13 protein-coding genes are annotated in these 16,352 nt (G+C 61.3%); 6 read left to right on the forward strand and 7 right to left on the reverse strand.

Annotated elements, in window-relative coordinates:
• Nucleotides 1-113 precede the first annotated feature (113 nt).
• Nucleotides 114-854, reverse strand: coding sequence for a 3-deoxy-manno-octulosonate cytidylyltransferase (kdsB, locus tag J7E24_RS10790; protein WP_215137972.1), 741 nt, complete (start codon nucleotides 852-854; stop codon nucleotides 114-116).
• A 198-nt stretch (nucleotides 855-1,052) separates the two neighbouring features.
• On the opposite strand from kdsB, the gene J7E24_RS10795 reads away from it, so the two are divergent.
• From J7E24_RS10795 to rlmF, 4 genes are all read left to right on the forward strand, one after another.
• Nucleotides 1,053-2,018, forward strand: a complete 966-nt coding sequence (locus tag J7E24_RS10795) for a LysM peptidoglycan-binding domain-containing protein (RefSeq protein WP_215137974.1) — start codon at nucleotides 1,053-1,055, stop codon at nucleotides 2,016-2,018.
• A gap of 118 nt (nucleotides 2,019-2,136) precedes the next feature.
• Nucleotides 2,137-2,895, forward strand: coding sequence for a TIGR02757 family protein (locus J7E24_RS10800; RefSeq protein WP_215137976.1), 759 nt, complete (start codon nucleotides 2,137-2,139; stop codon nucleotides 2,893-2,895).
• Between the two features lie 176 nt (nucleotides 2,896-3,071).
• Nucleotides 3,072-5,495: an endonuclease MutS2 gene (locus J7E24_RS10805; RefSeq protein ID WP_215137978.1), complete on the forward strand. Its 2,424-nt coding sequence runs from the start codon at nucleotides 3,072-3,074 to the stop codon at nucleotides 5,493-5,495.
• Between the two features lie 225 nt (nucleotides 5,496-5,720).
• Complete coding sequence (rlmF, locus tag J7E24_RS10810; RefSeq protein ID WP_215137980.1) at nucleotides 5,721-6,659, forward strand: 23S rRNA (adenine(1618)-N(6))-methyltransferase RlmF; 939 nt, start codon at nucleotides 5,721-5,723, stop codon at nucleotides 6,657-6,659.
• A gap of 106 nt (nucleotides 6,660-6,765) precedes the next feature.
• Here rlmF and J7E24_RS10815 read toward each other — a convergent pair whose 3' ends face one another.
• The 3 genes from J7E24_RS10815 to murB all read right to left on the reverse strand — a co-directional run bounded on the left by J7E24_RS10815 (nucleotide 6,766) and on the right by murB (nucleotide 11,010).
• On the reverse strand, nucleotides 6,766-7,308 hold the full coding sequence (locus J7E24_RS10815) for a hypothetical protein (RefSeq protein WP_215137982.1): 543 nt from the start codon (nucleotides 7,306-7,308) through the stop codon (nucleotides 6,766-6,768).
• Between the two features lie 183 nt (nucleotides 7,309-7,491).
• Nucleotides 7,492-9,795, reverse strand: a complete 2,304-nt coding sequence (locus tag J7E24_RS10820) for a phospholipase D-like domain-containing protein (protein ID WP_215137984.1) — start codon at nucleotides 9,793-9,795, stop codon at nucleotides 7,492-7,494.
• Between the two features lie 186 nt (nucleotides 9,796-9,981).
• Entirely contained in the window at nucleotides 9,982-11,010 is a 1,029-nt protein-coding gene (gene murB, locus J7E24_RS10825; protein WP_215137986.1) for a UDP-N-acetylmuramate dehydrogenase, read from the reverse strand.
• Nucleotides 11,011-11,237: 227 nt separating this feature from the next.
• Here murB and J7E24_RS10830 point away from each other — a divergent pair, with 227 nt between their 5' ends.
• Nucleotides 11,238-12,047 carry a DUF547 domain-containing protein gene (locus J7E24_RS10830; RefSeq protein WP_215137988.1) on the forward strand — a complete coding sequence of 270 codons (810 nt, stop codon included), beginning with the start codon at nucleotides 11,238-11,240 and terminating at the stop codon, nucleotides 12,045-12,047.
• A 159-nt stretch (nucleotides 12,048-12,206) separates the two neighbouring features.
• Here J7E24_RS10830 and J7E24_RS10835 read toward each other — a convergent pair whose 3' ends face one another.
• The 3 genes from J7E24_RS10835 to J7E24_RS10845 all read right to left on the reverse strand — a co-directional run bounded on the left by J7E24_RS10835 (nucleotide 12,207) and on the right by J7E24_RS10845 (nucleotide 14,946).
• Nucleotides 12,207-13,613 carry a sugar MFS transporter gene (locus J7E24_RS10835; RefSeq protein WP_215137990.1) on the reverse strand — a complete coding sequence of 469 codons (1,407 nt, stop codon included), beginning with the start codon at nucleotides 13,611-13,613 and terminating at the stop codon, nucleotides 12,207-12,209.
• A gap of 440 nt (nucleotides 13,614-14,053) precedes the next feature.
• The gene (locus tag J7E24_RS10840; RefSeq protein WP_215137992.1) at nucleotides 14,054-14,467 is read right to left on the reverse strand and encodes a DUF1810 domain-containing protein; all 414 of its coding nucleotides are present in this window, start codon (nucleotides 14,465-14,467) and stop codon (nucleotides 14,054-14,056) included.
• Nucleotides 14,468-14,550: 83 nt separating this feature from the next.
• Nucleotides 14,551-14,946 (reverse strand): hypothetical protein, encoded by a 396-nt coding sequence (locus J7E24_RS10845; RefSeq protein WP_215137994.1) that lies wholly within the window; start codon nucleotides 14,944-14,946, stop codon nucleotides 14,551-14,553.
• 169 nt (nucleotides 14,947-15,115) lie between these two features.
• On the opposite strand from J7E24_RS10845, the gene J7E24_RS10850 reads away from it, so the two are divergent.
• Entirely contained in the window at nucleotides 15,116-16,321 is a 1,206-nt protein-coding gene (locus J7E24_RS10850) for a class I SAM-dependent RNA methyltransferase (RefSeq protein WP_215137996.1), read from the forward strand.
• Nucleotides 16,322-16,352: the final 31 nt, after the last annotated feature.

Here is a 16,352-nt window from a genome sequence, read left to right on the forward strand (position 1 = left end):
CGCCCCTACATCGTTTCGGCAAACTCACTTCGCAGCTTGAAGTATCAGAGTAAAAACGGCCGATGAACACCCCTAAAATGGGGTATTCATCGGCCGTTTTGCGCAATCCAGATTCAACTTCCGAGGAAACGCAACGCCCGCTCCACGTCTTCCAGTGTGTCAATTCCGATGGTTTCCAGCTCGGTTTCGGCGGTTTGGATGGGGTAGCCGGCTTCGAGCCAGCGGAGCTGTTCGAGGCTTTCAGCCAGCTCTAGAGGCGAGGGTGGCAGCTGGGTGAGGGCGCGCAGCACGGCGGGACGGTAGGCGTAAAGGCCGATGTGGCGCAGGTAGCGGTGGTGCTGCAGCCACTCGCTTTGCGGGTACTGGCGCTGGTAGGGCAGGGGGTGGCGGCTGAAATACAGTGCCCGACCCCGGCCATCGAGTACCGCTTTGGGCAGGTGCGGGCTGAACAGTTCTTCTTCACTGATGACCGGCTTCACCAGCGTCCCGATTTGGGTGGTGGGGTCGGCAAACAAGGCCAGCAGCGCGTTTATCTGGTCGGGATGAATGAACGGCTCGTCGCCCTGGATGTTGACGACGCAGTCGGCTGCTACGCCCAGCTGCTCGTAGGCGTCGCGCACCCGGTCGGTGCCGCTGGGGTGGTCGGAGTTTGTGCGTACAGCCTCACCACCGAAGCCGCGTACATGCTTCAGAATCCGCTCGTCGTCGGTGGCCACTACCACTCGTTGCAGGTTGGCTAGTTGGGCCTGCCGCACCACCCGTTCTATCATGGTCTGGCCGCCCAGGTCGATGAGCGGTTTGCCGGGTAAGCGAGTGGAGGCGTAGCGGGCCGGAATGATGCCGATGGCGAGCATAGCAGGAGGGGCAGGTGGATAGAGCGCAAGAAACGGCAAAACCCGCGAACTGCCGGCCACAGAAGTCCGGGTGGGCTCCCGGATAACCGGATTATAGGCCACAGGGGTGGTGCTACGGCCCGAATCCGTAACTTTAGGCAAAGTTTATGCAGCTGCGCCGGTTTCGGTTTGCTCGTCTGCTTTGTGTACTGCTCTCCTATGTCCCGATTTTCGTTGCTGACTGCTGCTCTCGTTTTCTCCGGCCTGTCTGCCTGGGCCGCTCCCGCGCCGGTAGCCCCGCCCGATTCCATCGGCGTGGAGTACCGCAACAACAAGCTGCTGATTCGCCACCGCGTAACGGCCGGCGAGACTATCTACGGCCTTTCGCGCCGCTACAAAGTGCCCGTTGAGGATATTGTGGAGGCCAATTCGGGCCAGAAAGGCCAGCTCAACCTGGGCCAGATAGTACTTATTCCGCGCACCCGCGTGGTGCTCACGCCTGCCCCCGCCACCGCTGCCCGGCCGGCCACATCCACAGTTGCTGCTCCGGCTGCGTCGGTACGCGCACTGCCCACTGATGCCAACGGCAACCGGGTGTACAAAGTAACGCCCGGCATGACGCTTTACGCCATTGCCCGCCGTTTCCAGACTACGCCCGCTGAGCTGGCCCGTCTCAACGGCTTTGCGGCCGACCACAGTGTGCGGGTAAATGAAGTGGTAATTATAGCCGCTCCGGCCACCGGGGCGGCTGGCCCGCCGGCACCCGTAGTGGCTGCCGCCCGCCCCACGGCCCGCGAGAAAGCCGTGGCCCGCGACGCCGAGCGCGAAAAGGCCCGCGACGAAGCCAGTTCGCCGGCCGTAACGCCCGAAACCAAAGACACGTCGGCACCCGCCCCGGCCCGCGTCAACGAGGCGGGCCGCCGCGTCACGGAAAGCGGCCTGGCCATGGTCATTCCTACCGATGCCTCCGATAAGTACCTGGCCCTGCACAAAACGGCCGCCGTGGGCACCATCATGGAGGTGCGCAACATCATGAACGGCCAGGCCGTGTACGTGCGCGTTATCGGCCGCCTGCCCGACACCGGTGAAAACGACAAAGTGCTGCTGCGCCTCTCCAAGCGTGCCGTGCAGCGCCTCGCCACTCCCGACCAACGCTTCCGCGTGGAAACCAGCTATGTGCCGTAAGCCGTCGAGTACTGAGCAGTTGGTAGTGAGTAGTGAGACTCGACTTGGCTAATACCAACGACTGTAAAGCGTCAGTCTCATTACTCACTACCCACTACCCACTACTCAGTACTAATACATGAACCACGCCCAGGTGCGGGCGCTGCTCGACGAGAAGTACCGCCGCTACGACCAGTCCGGCTTTATTGCCCTCGACCCCATCAGCATTCCGCACCAGTTCTCGGCCCGGCCCGATATAGAAATCAGTGGGCTGTTTGCGGCCGTGCTGGCCTGGGGGCGCCGGCCCACCATCATCAGCAAGTGCCGGGAGCTGCTACGGCGCATGGACGATGCCCCCCACCAGTTCATCACCCAGCACCACGACGACGACCTGAAACGGCTGCTGGGCTTCTGCCACCGCACCTTCTGCGACACCGACCTGCTGTACTTTGTGCACTGGCTGCGCTGGTACTACGGGCAGCACGCGTCGCTGGAAGACGCTTTCCTGCACGGCAATACCCAGAAGCAGCGACTGGAGAACTTCCACAACCTGTTCTTCAGCCTCGACGATGCGCCCCAGCGCACCCGTAAGCACGTGGCCACGCCCGCCCGCGGTTCGGCCTGCAAGCGCCTCAATATGTATCTGCGCTGGATGGTGCGGCAGGACGAGCACGGCGTGGACTTCGGCCTCTGGACGCGCCTCTCGCCCGCCGACCTCATCTGCCCCTGCGACGTGCACGTCGAGCGCGTGGCCCGCCGCCTGGGTTTGCTGGAGCGCAAGCAACTCGATTGGTTGGCCGCCGAAGACCTGACCGCCCACCTGCGCACCTTCGACTCGCTGGACCCCGTGAAGTACGATTTCGCGCTGTTTGGCCTGGGGGTGGAAGGGGAGATGTAGCGCGAAATGTAGCGCGAAGCTCCAGCTTCGCGTGTCGTTGCTGACTGCCGCGCCAGCTGTAACCGTGCACCGATGCGCGAAGCTGGAGCTTCGCGCTACATCCCTGAATCTTTCCCGGCCCATTTGCTGTTTACCTTCGCACTGCCATTCAAGTTACCCAATACGAACTACCTCTTTTGATTCTACCTCAGAATTTCGAGCAGAAAATAGGCTTCTCCCAACTGCGGGACATGCTCAATGAGTTGTGCCTGAGTGGCCTGGGCCGGCACTTTGTAAGCAAGATGAGCTTCCAGACGCAGGCCGAGCAGCTCCAGAAGCTGCTGCTGCAAACCGATGAATTTCGCCAGCTGCTCAACAGCGGCGTCGACTTCCCCGGCAGCCACTACCACGATGTAAACCCTTACCTGGTACGGGCCAGCCTGCCCGGCTCCTACCTCGATGTATCGGCGTTTTTCGCCATCAAGATGAGCCTGCGCACCATCCGCGAGGCGCTCATGTTTTTCTCGCGGGCCGAGGACGACCTGTTTCCTACGCTACGCCTGCTGGGCATCGGCGTGCAGGTCGACCGCAACCTGCTGGCCGCTATGGACAAAGTGGTGGACGACGAGGGCCAGGTGCGCGATGATGCCTCGCCGCTGCTGCGCCAGCTGCGCCAGGAGCTGATTTCGCGGCAGATGATGCTGCGCAAGCAGATTGGCAGCATCCTGCGCAATGCCCGCCAGCAGGGCTGGGTGCCGGAGGGGGCCGAGCCTACCATCCGGGGTGGGCGGCTGGTGCTGCCGGTGGTGGCCGAGCACAAGCGCCGCGTGAAAGGCCTGATTCATGACGAGTCGGCCACGGGCCAGACGGTGTACATTGAGCCCGAGGCCGTGTTCGAGCTCAACAACGACATCAAGGACCTCGACAATGCCTACCAGCGCGAGCTGATGCGCATTCTCACCCAGCTTACGGCCCAGCTGCGCCCCCATATTCCGGACCTGCGCAAGGCCTACCAGTACCTGGGCCTCATCGATTTCATCCGGGCCAAGGCCCAGTTGGCGCGCCGCCTCGAAGCCACGCTGCCGGTGCTGCACCCGCAGCCAATGCTGCGCTGGAAACAAGTGCGCCACCCGCTGCTCTACCTCACTTTCCTGGCCCACGCCAAAACCGACCCCCGCGAGGTAGTTCCGCTCGACATCGAGTTGACGCCCGAGCAGCGTATCCTGCTGATTTCGGGGCCGAATGCCGGCGGTAAGTCGGTGAGCATGAAAACGGTGGGTTTGGTGCAGTACATGCTGCAGTGCGGGCTGCTGATTCCGGCCGGCGAGAAGTCGGAGGCCGGCATGTTTGACGATATTTTCATTGACATCGGCGACGAGCAGAGCCTGGAAAACGACCTGAGCACGTACTCCTCGCACTTGCTCAACATGAAGCAGTTCATCACGCTGGCCAACAAGCGCAGCCTGGTGCTGATTGACGAATTCGGTACCGGTACCGAGCCTAGTCTGGGCGGAGCCATTGCCGAGGCCGTGCTGGAGCAGCTCAACCGGGCCCGCGCGTTCGGCGTTATTACCACCCACTACACCAACCTGAAAAACTATGCCGAGCGCACGCCCGGCATCGTGAACGGGGCCATGCGCTACGACCCCGATAAGCTGCAGCCGCTTTACCGCCTCGAAATCGGTAAGCCCGGTTCGTCGTTTGCCATCGAAATTGCCCGCAAAATCGGTCTACCCCGCCAGCTCGTCGAGCGGGCCAGCCAGCTCGTGGGCAAGGATAAGATTCGCTACGACCAGCTGCTCGAAGGCCTCGAAAAAGAGAAAACCGAGCTGGAGCAGCGCACCGCCGAAGCCGCCAAGGCCGAGCGCCGCCTCAAGAAAGCCGCCCAGGAATACCAGGACCTCAAGCGCTACCTCGACGACACCACCCAGGAAACCCTGCGCACGGCCAAAGCCCAGGCCAAAACCCTGCTGCGCGACACCAACCAGCAGATTGAGGCGACAATCCAGGAAATCCGGCTGGGCCAGGCCGACAAGGAGCGCACCAAGGAGGCCCGCGGCAAGCTCGACACGTTTGTGCGCGAGAAGCTACAGATTGAGCCCCCCAAAGCCCGCGCCACCCGCGAGCTGGCCGACGCCGCCACCCTCAAACCCGGCGACAAAGTGGCGCTGCTGGGCCAGGAGGGCCACGGCGAAATCATGGCCGTGAAAGGTAAAACGGCCGAGGTGTCGTTTGGGGGCATGAAAACCATCGTCAAGATTGGCCAGCTCGAAAAGCTTACGCGCTCCGAAATTCGGGAGCGGGAAAAGCAGGCGGCCCGGCTGGCTCCGGCTCAGTATGCGGGTTCGGGCTTCAATACCACCGGCCGCATGGCCAGCTTCAACCCCACGCTGGACCTGCGCGGCGAGCGGGCCGAGGATGCCGTAACCAAAATCCAGAGCTACGTCGATGATGCCATCATGCTGGGCATCCCGGAAATCAGAATCCTGCACGGCCGCGGCAACGGCGTGCTGCGCCAGATTGCCCGCGACTACCTGCACCGCACCCGCGAGGTAGCCAGCGTAGCCGACGAGCACGCCGACCGCGGCGGCGACGGCGTGACGGTGGCGGTGTTGAAGTAGAGTGTGTAATTTGACAGCCGAAAAAACGGTGTCATGCTGAGCGAAGCGGAGCGCAGTCGAAGCATCTCTACTGCAATGGCAACCCTAAAGTTGGGTTTACTACTGTGGTAGAGATGCTTCGACTGCGCTCCGCTTCGCTCAGCATGACGGTCTATTAAAGCCGTAACTTGCCAAAAAGCGGCCCGCTTCTTCGGGCGCTTCTTCACCTTTAGTACCCCAAAACTCTTGCATCCTCGCAACCCCCACAACGGCCGCTACGATTTCGCCCAACTCACGGCCGCCAGCCCCGCCCTTGCGCCTTTCGTGGTGTCCAATCCGGCCGGTGATAACAGCATCGACTTCGCCAACCCCGCCGCCGTGAAGGCCCTGAACCAGGCGTTGTTGCGGCAGCACTATGACGTGCAGCACTGGGACGTGCCGGCTGGCTACCTCTGTCCGCCCATCCCCGGCCGCGCCGATTATATCCACTACGCTGCCGACCTGTTGGCCACCGACAATGGGGGAGTAGCGCCGACCGACAAAGCCGTACACGTGCTCGACATCGGGGTGGGAGCCAACTGCGTGTACCCCATCATCGGTAGCAAGGCCTACGGCTGGCGCTTCGTGGGCTCCGAAACCGATTCAGTAGCCCTAAAAGCAGCCAAGAGCATGGTGGCGGCCAATCCGGCGCTGGCTAACCGCGTGGAGCTGCGCGTGCAGAGCCATCAGGCTTTCGTGTTCGAGGACATTGTGAAGCCCCGCGAGGAGTTCGATCTGGTGGTATGTAACCCGCCGTTCCATTCCTCGGCCGAGGAGGCCGCCAGCGGCAGCCGCCGCAAGGGCCGCAACTTGGGCTACCCCAAAACGGCCGGCGGTGCGCCGGTGCTCAACTTCGGGGGGCAGAACACGGAGTTGTGGTGCGAGGGCGGCGAAGAGGGCTTCCTCAAGCGCATGGTGGCCCAGAGCGTGGGCGTGCGCGAACGGGTGCTGTGGTTCAGCACACTCATTTCTAAAAAGGACACCCTGCCCAGCATCTACCACTTCCTTAAGCTAGCCGGCTCGCCCGAAACCCGCACCATCGAGATGAAGCAGGGCCAGAAAATCAGCCGCATCGTGGCCTGGACCTTCCAGACGCCCGAGCAGCGCCAGGAATGGGCCGCGCGGCGCTGGAAGGCACAACAGTAGACCTTTGCCACCCGTTTGGTAAATTGCCTGCCAAGCAAAGAGCGGCGCCCCACACTGGGGCGCCGCTCTTTGCTTTACTTGCTGTGGGCTTCCTGGCAACTCCTGCTTAGCCTCCGGCAGTGCCGCGAATCATAATAGTGCCGGGCGCATGCTCGGGCTTGGGCGACTGAGCCAGCCACACATCCACGAGCGTGGCGGGTTGCCCGGCCGTGGGGCGTACAATGTGCAGTTGGCCGATAGCAGCCGGCGCAATGCGCAGGCCGGCCACTGTTGGCGCGTCGAGCGGGTGTCCGTTTAGGGCGAACAGCACCGGCCCGTTTATGCCCAGTTGCTTGCCCAGTTCGGCAAACGACTGGCTCTTGATGCGCTCAGACGATTGTACATCGACGACGGCCACCCCGAGGTTGCGGAGCTGAGCAGGATAGTCTGCTTTGTTGCCCTTATACACCTTCACCGCTTTGATATCGTTCGAGTTCACTTCATGCAGTATGCCGCTGATAATGATGTTGGAATTCAGCACAACGATGGGTTCGGTTAAAACTGCAGGAGGTCGAACATATGCGGAGGTTTGCTGTGCCAGAGCGGTGTGGGCCCCGCCCCAGACGCCGGCCAGCAGGATAACCGTAAGGTAAAGCCGATTTGCACGCATATGGATAGTAAAGAGAGTGGATGGAAAGGTCGTTGACAGGCATACGGTAAGTGGTGGCCGCATTGCTGTAAAGCGCAGTAATATATTGCTAATCAGTTTAAAAAAAGGCAGCTCCCGTTTCGGGAGCTGCCTTTTACGACTTGCCAGAACCGGTGAAAATTCTCACCTCTCCGTTATGGCAACCTACTCTACCACTACGCGGCCAACCTGGGTGGCTTCGGGGGTTACAATCTGCACCATGTAGAGGCCAGCTTTCAGGGCGGAGGCGTCTACGCTCACGTCCTGGCCGTTGAGGGGCTTGGTCTGGTCGAGCACTACGCGGCCGGTGGCATCGCGCAGCACTACGCGGGCGGTGCGGGCGGCACCCGTCTGCACCCGCAGGCGGAACTTGCCGGTGGTGGGGTTGGGGTACACCTGCACGCTGCTACGCTGGATACTGGCGTTTTTGGTGGCCAGCACCAGGTTGCATACCTGCACGCCGTTGTTCTGGTCGGCAATGCGCTGGGCAAACTCCTGGTAGTACTGGTTGGCAATGCGCTCATCGTGCACAATCAGCGTGTTCTCGTCGTTTTCGGTGTTGGCCGAGAGGCTCCAGTTGTGCGAGCCCACGAACACCTGCGGGTCCGACTGCGGCGCGGTGGCGTCGATGATGGCGTATTTGTGGTGCATGATGCCGGACGGGTTGTCCAGCATGAGGCGCGCGCCAAGCACGGTTTTGATGTTGTCGAAGATGTCCTGAGCCGCGGAGTTGGCCTGAATGCTCTCCATCAGCATCTCCGAGCAGCCGGCTATGTTTTTGGTCCGGATTTGGTTGGCAATGGCGTTGCCGATGTCCGTTTGGGTGAGCAGCATGGTGGCAATGTGCAGGTCCTTATCGGCCGACTGGATGGCGTCGATCAGGCGGCCGTTCACGTTGTCGGTGGGCGAGAACCACGACTCTACCTGCTTGCCGGCAATGTTGAAGTAGTGCGGCGTATTATCGGTTTTGCGCGAGCCGAACAGGGCCGTAGCCTGGGTGCCGCCGCCCCACATCTCGTTGAACTCGACGGTGTACGTGCGGGCCAGCGACTGGTCCTGTACGGCAATGGAGTTGTTGCGGTCGGTGCTGAGCTGGGCGGGCGTCCAGTTGGTTGAGCCGGTCCAGACCCAGGGCTGGTTGGGTTCGGTGCTGTTGGCGTCAATCACCACAAACTTGTTGTGCATGATGTTCTGCAGCGTCTGGCGCTTGATGCGCGGAATAGCCGCGTCGAGGCTGGCGATACTGATGTTGGCGTTTTCCCCTTCGTAGATAACACGCACGGCCACACCACGGGTTTTGGCGGCATTTACGGCGGCTACAATCGTGGCGCTGTTCCAGTTATAGATGGCAATATCGAGCGTTTGCTTGGCCAGGCCAATGTAGCGGGCCACCGTGTCGGCCATGGCGCCGTTGGGCAGGTGCAGGGCGGTGTTGCCGGGCAAAGCCAGCGCCGCATTCACGGGGTTGGTGAAGTAGGTGCGCATCTTGCCCGTCGAGTTCGAAGCCGTAATCATGGGCACTACCCGCGACTCGGAGAGGCCCACGGCGTTGGTGCTGCTGGCTTTCACGTAGTAAATGGTAGCCGGCTGCAGGCCCGTAATGGCGAGGCTGTGGCTGGTGGTGCTGGCCGTGTTAGTTACTGCCGTAAACGGCCCGGCAGGGCTGGCGGCGTACTCCAGCTTGCTGCTGCCAGCATTCTGGGTAACGAAGTTTACTGTGAAGCCGGTGGTGCTGATGTTGGTGGGGTAGGGGGTAGCCAGGAAGTTAGGCGTGTTGCCCTGCCGGAAGTCGGCGTATAGGCGCGGCAGCAGCTGGTAGCCGGTGCCGGCCCCGGTAGGAGCCGTGTTGGTGAACTGGCTCATGATGCCGACCACATCGAACTTGCCGGTGGGCGAGGGCTTGCCTACCAGTCCGTCGGGGCCGTCGGAAGCCCGGTTCACGTACATCACGGTGGCGGCGTTGCCACTCACGCGGTACGAGGTGTTGGCCGAAAAGGCCGATACCGGCGCACCCGCAACCGTGGTTACGGTGGTGGCATCTACCAGCTTCACCAGCTGGCCCTCGTACTGCTCGGCGTAGGCGGCCGTAGCCGTGGCCACCGAAAACTCGACGGGCTTAGGCAGCGGCCGGTTGCCGGCTACCACTTCGAGCGAGGTGATGGGGTCAATTTCGAGCAGCCCCCGGAAATCCTTGAGCACGCCGGTAACTAGAATGGAGTCGCCGGCTACAACATCATTCAGCTGCGTGGCCGAATACACGGCAATGCCGCCGGTGCCGTCCTGCATATAGCGGATGGACCCCAACTCGGCGCCGTTGGTAACAATGCCCCGCAGCGTAACGGTGGCTCCCGAGGTATTGAAGGCCGGAGCCTGAGCCCGGGCGGCCCCAATGGTAATAGCAGTTTGCGCCTGCGCCGACTGCCAGCCGGCCAAACTCAGCAGCAACGCCAGCAAGGGTAATTTTTTCATCAAATGAGAAAGTGAAACGAGGGTGAAAAAGCACTGCTGCACGCCGGCAGTTACAGGCAAAGGTCTTGATTTCAGCCGCAAAAAACGAACCTGCCGGGTGAAGTTTATATGACGCCCGCGTCAGCCGGGCTGTAGTTATATATTCTGAGTTACAGGCTAGTGCTAGCCCGCAGTCAGCAACCTGGGCTACATAATGTTCACTTCGGGGTGCAGCTCGATGCCGAACTTCTCGCGCACTGAGGCAATGATTTCGTAGGCCAGGTCGCGGATATCCTGGCCTTGCGCGCCGCCGTGGTTCACGAGCACCAGCGCCTGCCGGTCGTGCACGCCGTGGGGGCCGCGGCGCTGGCCCTTCCAGCCGCACTGCTCAATCAGCCAGGCGGCGGGCACCTTTACGCCGCCCGGCACGGGGTAGCCCGGCAACTCGGAAAACTGGCCTTTCAGCTCATCGAACTTGGCCTGCGACACTTCGGGGTTCTTGAAAAACGAGCCCGCATTGCCAATCTGGGCCGGGTCGGGCAGCTTGCTGCGGCGGATGCTGCTGACGGCCTCGCTGATGTGCAGCGGCGTAGGCTCGCCCGCTATGCCCATGTCCTGCAGCGTCGTCTGGATGTCGCCGTAGCGCACGTTGGGGCGCGCCTGGCGGTGCAGCCGCAGCAGCACGCTGGTGACGATGAACTGGTTTTTAAGCGGGCCTTTGAACACGCTTTCGCGGTAGCCAAAGCCGCACTCGGCCGCCGAAAACGTGCGCAGCCGGCCGGTAGCCAACTCCAGCGCCTCCAGTTGCTCAAACGTATCCTTCAGCTCGGCCCCATAGGCACCGATGTTCTGGAGCGGCGCGGCACCCACCGTACCCGGTATCAGCGACAGGTTTTCGATGCCGCTCAACTCCTGGCCCAGCGCGTACTGCACCAACTCATGCCACGACTCGCCGGCGCCCGCCCGCACCAAAGCTGTTTCCTCGTCCTGGTCGGTGACTTCCAGCCCTCGGATTTCGTTTTTGAGCACCACGCCCTCGAAGTTGCGAGTGAAGAGCAGGTTGGAGCCGCCCCCCAGGATAAGCTTTTCGGCGGCCTGCACCTCGGGCAGGGCCAGCAGGGCCCGCAGCTCATCAACCGAAGCAAAGCGGGCAAACCAGCGGGCCGTTACATCGAGGCCGAACGTGTTGTAGGGACGGAGCGAAACATGGGCTTCGAGAACAGGGGCGTGGCTCATGGCAGCGGGTAAAACAGTGAGAGCCCAAAGGTACATCAGTTGCCGGTTGCCAATAGAAAGGCGTAGGGGCGGGGCTTGCCCCCGCCCGCCGCCTGAACGATTATCGTTGCAACGGGGCGGACGGCGGGCGGGGGCAAGCCCCGCCCCTACACCGTTTTGCCGGCAAATCTCGTATATGCCAGCCCGGCCTTGCAGGCCAGTCCTTCACTGAAATCCCTCTTTCTGCTATGCAGCGCATTTCCCGTTTTACTTCCCGCCTGGCGCTGGGTACTTTGCTGGCAGCCGGCACGCTGGCTTCTGCCGGCTGCGGCTATGTTGGCTACCTGATTCCACTCAACCCGACTTCCCAGGACGGCCGCACCCTCGACCATTCGGCCTGGGATGGGCTGCTCAAGAAGTACGTCGATGAGCAGGGAATGGTGAATTACAAGGGCCTCAAGCAGGACAGCGCCTCACTCAACGCATACCTAAAAACCCTCGGCGACAATCTGCCGGCCAGGAATTCGCCTGCCGATGAGAAGCTGGCCTACTGGCTAAACGCCTACAACGCCTTCACGCTGCAGCGCATCATCCGGTCGTATCCAGTGAAGAGCATCAAAGACCTGGGCGGCGACAAGATCTTCGTCAACACCGTCTGGGACCAAGATTTTATCCCGCTCGGTGGCAAGCGCTACACGCTCAACGACATCGAACACCGTATCATCCGCAAGCAGTTCGACGACAACCGGATCCACTACGCGCTGGTGTGCGCCGCCATGAGTTGCCCACCGCTGCGGCAGGAGGCATATGTGGGGGCTACGGTGCAGGAGCAGCTCGCCGACCAGGGCCGCAGCTTCATCAACAACCCCCAGAAAAACGACCTCACGCCCGCTGCTACGCCCACGCTGTCGGCCATCTACAGCTTTTACCCCGGCGACTTCAAGAAAAATGGTAGCACTTCCATTCAGGATGCCGTGAACCGCTACGCCAAGCAGAAGATAGCCCCTGACGCGAAGCTGAGCTACAAAGAGTACAACTGGAGCCTGAACGAACAGTAAGGGGCTGTTATCTTGCTAGAAGTGTAAAAGATGATGTAGGGGCGGGGCTTGTCCGCGCCCGCCGTTGAACGGTCCGCGTGGGATTCGTTTAACGGCGGGGACAAGCCTCGCCCCTACATCGTTCTTCACTGCACGCCGCATGACGTTCTAACAGCTAACTCAGCGCTGCACCCGGTAGCCGTTCAGGGCATAGAACAGCAGGTAGGCGTAGCAAAGGGCGGGCAGGATGAAGGCCACGCGCAGGCCGCCGCCGTGGGTAGCCAGCAGGCCCATGAGCGGCGGAATAATGGCTCCGCCCACGATGGCCATAATCAGGTATGAGGAGCCCTGTTTGGTGAAGCGGCCCAGTCCGGTAATGGCCAGTGGGAACACCACGGGCCAGATAATGGCGTTGCACAAGCCACAGAGTACCACCAGCCACAGCGCGGTTTCGCCTGTACTGAAAATGGAGAAGATTACCAGCGTCACGCCCGCGGCGCACACACCCGCCAGCAGCTTGCGGGCATCGAAGCGGCTGAGCAGCGGAATGCCGATAATGCGGCCCACCATCACGCCAAACCAGTAGGAGGCCACCAGCACCGCGCCCACGGCCTTCGTGAAACCGGCTGAAGTGTCGATGGCCTCGGGCGTGTTGCCGAACAGCGCGGCGGCCCAGTTGGTGGCCAGGCTGAGGATGCGCACCAGCTCCTGCGTAAAGCCGCTGAGCTGGCGGATGTCCTGGGCTTCGCCGTAGCGGATGATGAACGAACCGATGCCTACTTCCACGCCCACGTACACGAAAATGGCCACCACGCCCAGCGTCAGGTGCCGGAAGCTGAGGGCCGACGAGCGGCCGGTTTCGGCAGCAGCCTGCGCGGTGGCGGCGTCCTCATCGGCGGGCAGGCTCTCGATTTCGGGCAGGCGCACCAGGAAAAACAGCAGCGCCAGCACCGCCAGAAACACGGCCAGCCCTACGTAGAGCGGCTTTACCAGCGCGGCTTCCTCGCTGAGGCGCTGCTCCAGCGGCAGCTGAGCCAGCTGGGCCTTAAGAACCGTGGAACCGCCGAACAGAATCAGGCCGCCGATGAGGGGTGAAAGGGTGCCACCCAGCCCGTTGGCCACGCCCACAATGCTCACGCGGCTGGCGGCGGTACGGGCCGGGCCCAGTACGCTCACGTAGGGGTTGGCCGCCACCTGCAACAGCGTAATACCAGCTCCCAAAAAGCTCAGCGCTAGCAGAAACAGACCGAACGTGCGCGAATTGGCGGCCGGTACGAACAGCAGCGCCCCCACGCCCATCACCAGCAACCCCAGCACAATGCCGCGCTGGAAACCCAGCTTTTCGAGCACCCGCCCGGCCGGCAACGACATCAGGAAATAGGCCCCAAAAAAAGCCGACTGCACGGCCGTCGACTGGAAGTCGGTGAGCTGGCACACGTCCTTGAGGTAGGGCATGAGCACGTCGTTGAAGTTGGTGACGGCCCCGAACAGGAAGAACAGGGTCGTCATGAGCACCATCGGCCCCAGGTAGGAGCGGGCGGCGGCCGGGGCGGCAGTAGCGGGGGAGGAGGCGAGGGGAGCGGCCATTTGTGGGAATCAGGGGAAATATGCGGCCTTAAAGATAGGCGCTTGTCCCAAACCGACGCGGCCCCTGCACCGGGCAGAGGCCGTTGGACAGCTACTGGCAGCACAAGCACCTTGGCGCCTCGCGACAGCTGTTGGAAGACCGCTACGGCTTCCCGACTGCTCTCCACCGATTGGTTCTGCCTTCCCAGGCGTTCCGGGAGGGCAAAACCAATCGGTTTTACTCTCCCGGAACGCCTGGGAGTCTTCCAACGATTGGTTTTATCCTCCCGGAACGCCCGGGAGCCTTCCACCGATTGGTTCTATCCTCCCGGAAGTTCCGGGAGCTCTCCGACGAGTGGTTTTGCCTTCCCCGGCGGTTGGGTAGCGTTCCAACGAGTGGTTTTGCCCGGTGTCGTCGTTTAACGCCAAGACGCGATGGGTCGCGTTTCTACACCGTTCAACTACTTCAGCAGCGCCAGTGTCTTGGCGTCAGGCCGGCCATCATAGAACCGCTCCAACACCCGCCCAAATACTGCCGACGCGCCCGGCACGGCCCCGAACAGCGTCATCGAGGAGCGCAGCTTCACATCGTCGGGGCTGCCGAAGATGCGGGTGGCGTCGGTGCCGGGCTGTTGCAGCAGCGCCTCGCAGATTTCCACGAGCCGCGGCCCCAGCACCGGGTGGGCCAGGTAGGCGGCCGCTTCGGCTGCATCTGCTATGCCGTAGAAGCGGGCCGTTTCGCTGAAGCCCAGGCCTTTTAGTTGCGGGAAGATGAACCACATCCAGTGGCTGCGCTTGCGGCCGTTCTGGATTTCGCTTAGGGCTGTTGGGTAGGTGGACTGCTGGGCGTCGAGGAAGCGTTGGAGGGCAGGCATGGATACTTATGAATCTAATGATTTTGGTTTTTTCAATTTTTAAAAGCGTGTGATAATTGTAGTTGCATGTGTGTGCTCGTCTTTCAGATTATTAATTTCTGGCTTAATAAGAACTTTTTGATCATTGGTCTAGTGTATTTATCTACTGGGTCTATACTGGTATCATCATTAGGATGACGATACTCGCCAGAATCAAATGCATCAAAACATTCCCATGCTATGTCTGAAAAGCCGTATTTTGCAAAATAATTATCATTTGTCCACCAGAAAGAATATATATTGTTCATAATGTAGTCACCGGTTATATACTCTATTTCTTTATTCCAATATCTTAAAGCAGTTTCAATAGATATTATTTCAATAGTCTCTGTTGGATATTCCAATGGGTTGCCTAGTATTTCTGCAACTTGGTCTGCATTTAACAGAGATGCTGATAACTTGCTCAGTATATTTTCAATGTTTATTGAATGCTCAGACATATAGCTGGTTTTCCAATAGTGACGTTTGGCTCTCTTTGAGGTGCAGACTCAAACAAGTGCCTACACTGGAATTTTTGATTCTCGAAATGATTACAAGTACCGAAGATAAACGTCTGCCGCCGATTCCGCTGCAAGTCCCGACCTTTGCGGCTTCACCTGAAACTACCCTATGTCTGCCAACCGCCGCGACCAGCCGTTTTACATGACCGCCACCACCCAGTTCGGGCTCGAAGAAGTGCTGGCCCAGGAGCTGCGGGCGCTGGGCGCTAAAATCGAGAAGGTGGGGCAGCGGGCCATCGAGTTCAGCGGCAACCAGCAGCTGCTTTACGAAGCCTGCCTGTGGTGCCGCACGGCCGTCCGCATCCTGCGGCCCTTCGCCGGCTTCGCGGCTCCCGACGAAAAATCCCTGTACCGCGAAGTGGGCCGCATCGACTGGAGCAAGTACCTGCGCCAGGACCAGACGTTTGCCATTACGGCCGTCGTCAACAAGTCCAACCTGGAGCACTCGCTGTTCGTGGCCCAGCTCACCAAAGACGCCATTGTCGACCAGTTCCGCAACCGCACCGGCGAGCGGCCCAACGTGGACGTGCGCAACCCCGACATTCGGCTGCACCTGCACATGCTCGAAAACGAGGTGGTGCTCAGCCTCGATGCCTCGGGCGAATCGTTGCACAAGCGCGGCTACCGCCAGCAAACCAACGTGGCCCCTCTCAACGAGGCCCTGGCCGCCGGTTTGCTGCTGCTGGCCGGCTGGGACGGCAAAACGACCCTTGTGGACCCCATGTGCGGCTCGGGCACCATTCTCACCGAAGCCGCACTCATTGCCCAGCGCATCGCCCCGGGGCTGTATCACCAGGGCAAGTTTGGCTTCGAGCACTGGGCCGATTTCGATGCGGCGCTCTGGGAAACCGTGCAGATGGATGCGCGGCAGATGCGGCTGGAGGAGCCCCAGTGCTACATCGGTGGCTCCGACCTGAGCCGGGACTTCATTGAGCTGGCCCGCGAAAACATAGCCGCCGCCGACCTCGAAGACTTCATCCGGTTGGGCGTGCGCGACGTGAAGGACGCCACCGCGCCCGCCCGCGCCGCGCCCGGCATCGTGCTCACCAACCCACCCTATGGCGAGCGAATCGGGGAGGAAACGGAAATGGACGAGCTGTACAAAACCATCGGCGACACGCTCAAAACCGGCTTCCAGGGCTACGACGCCTTTATTTTTACCGGCAACCTGCAGGCCGCCAAGCGCGTGGGCCTCAAAGCCAGCCGCCGCATCCCGCTCTACAACGGCCCCATCGACTGCCGGCTGCTGAAGTACGAGCTGTACCGGGGCACCCGCAAGGTGGTGAAGGAAGGCGAGGAGGGAGTTGGGGAGTAAAAACCGAACGTCATGCTGAGCGCAGCGGAGC

The sequence above is a fragment of the Hymenobacter sp. ISL-91 genome (assembly GCF_018613725.1).
Lineage (GTDB): Bacteria > Bacteroidota > Bacteroidia > Cytophagales > Hymenobacteraceae > Hymenobacter.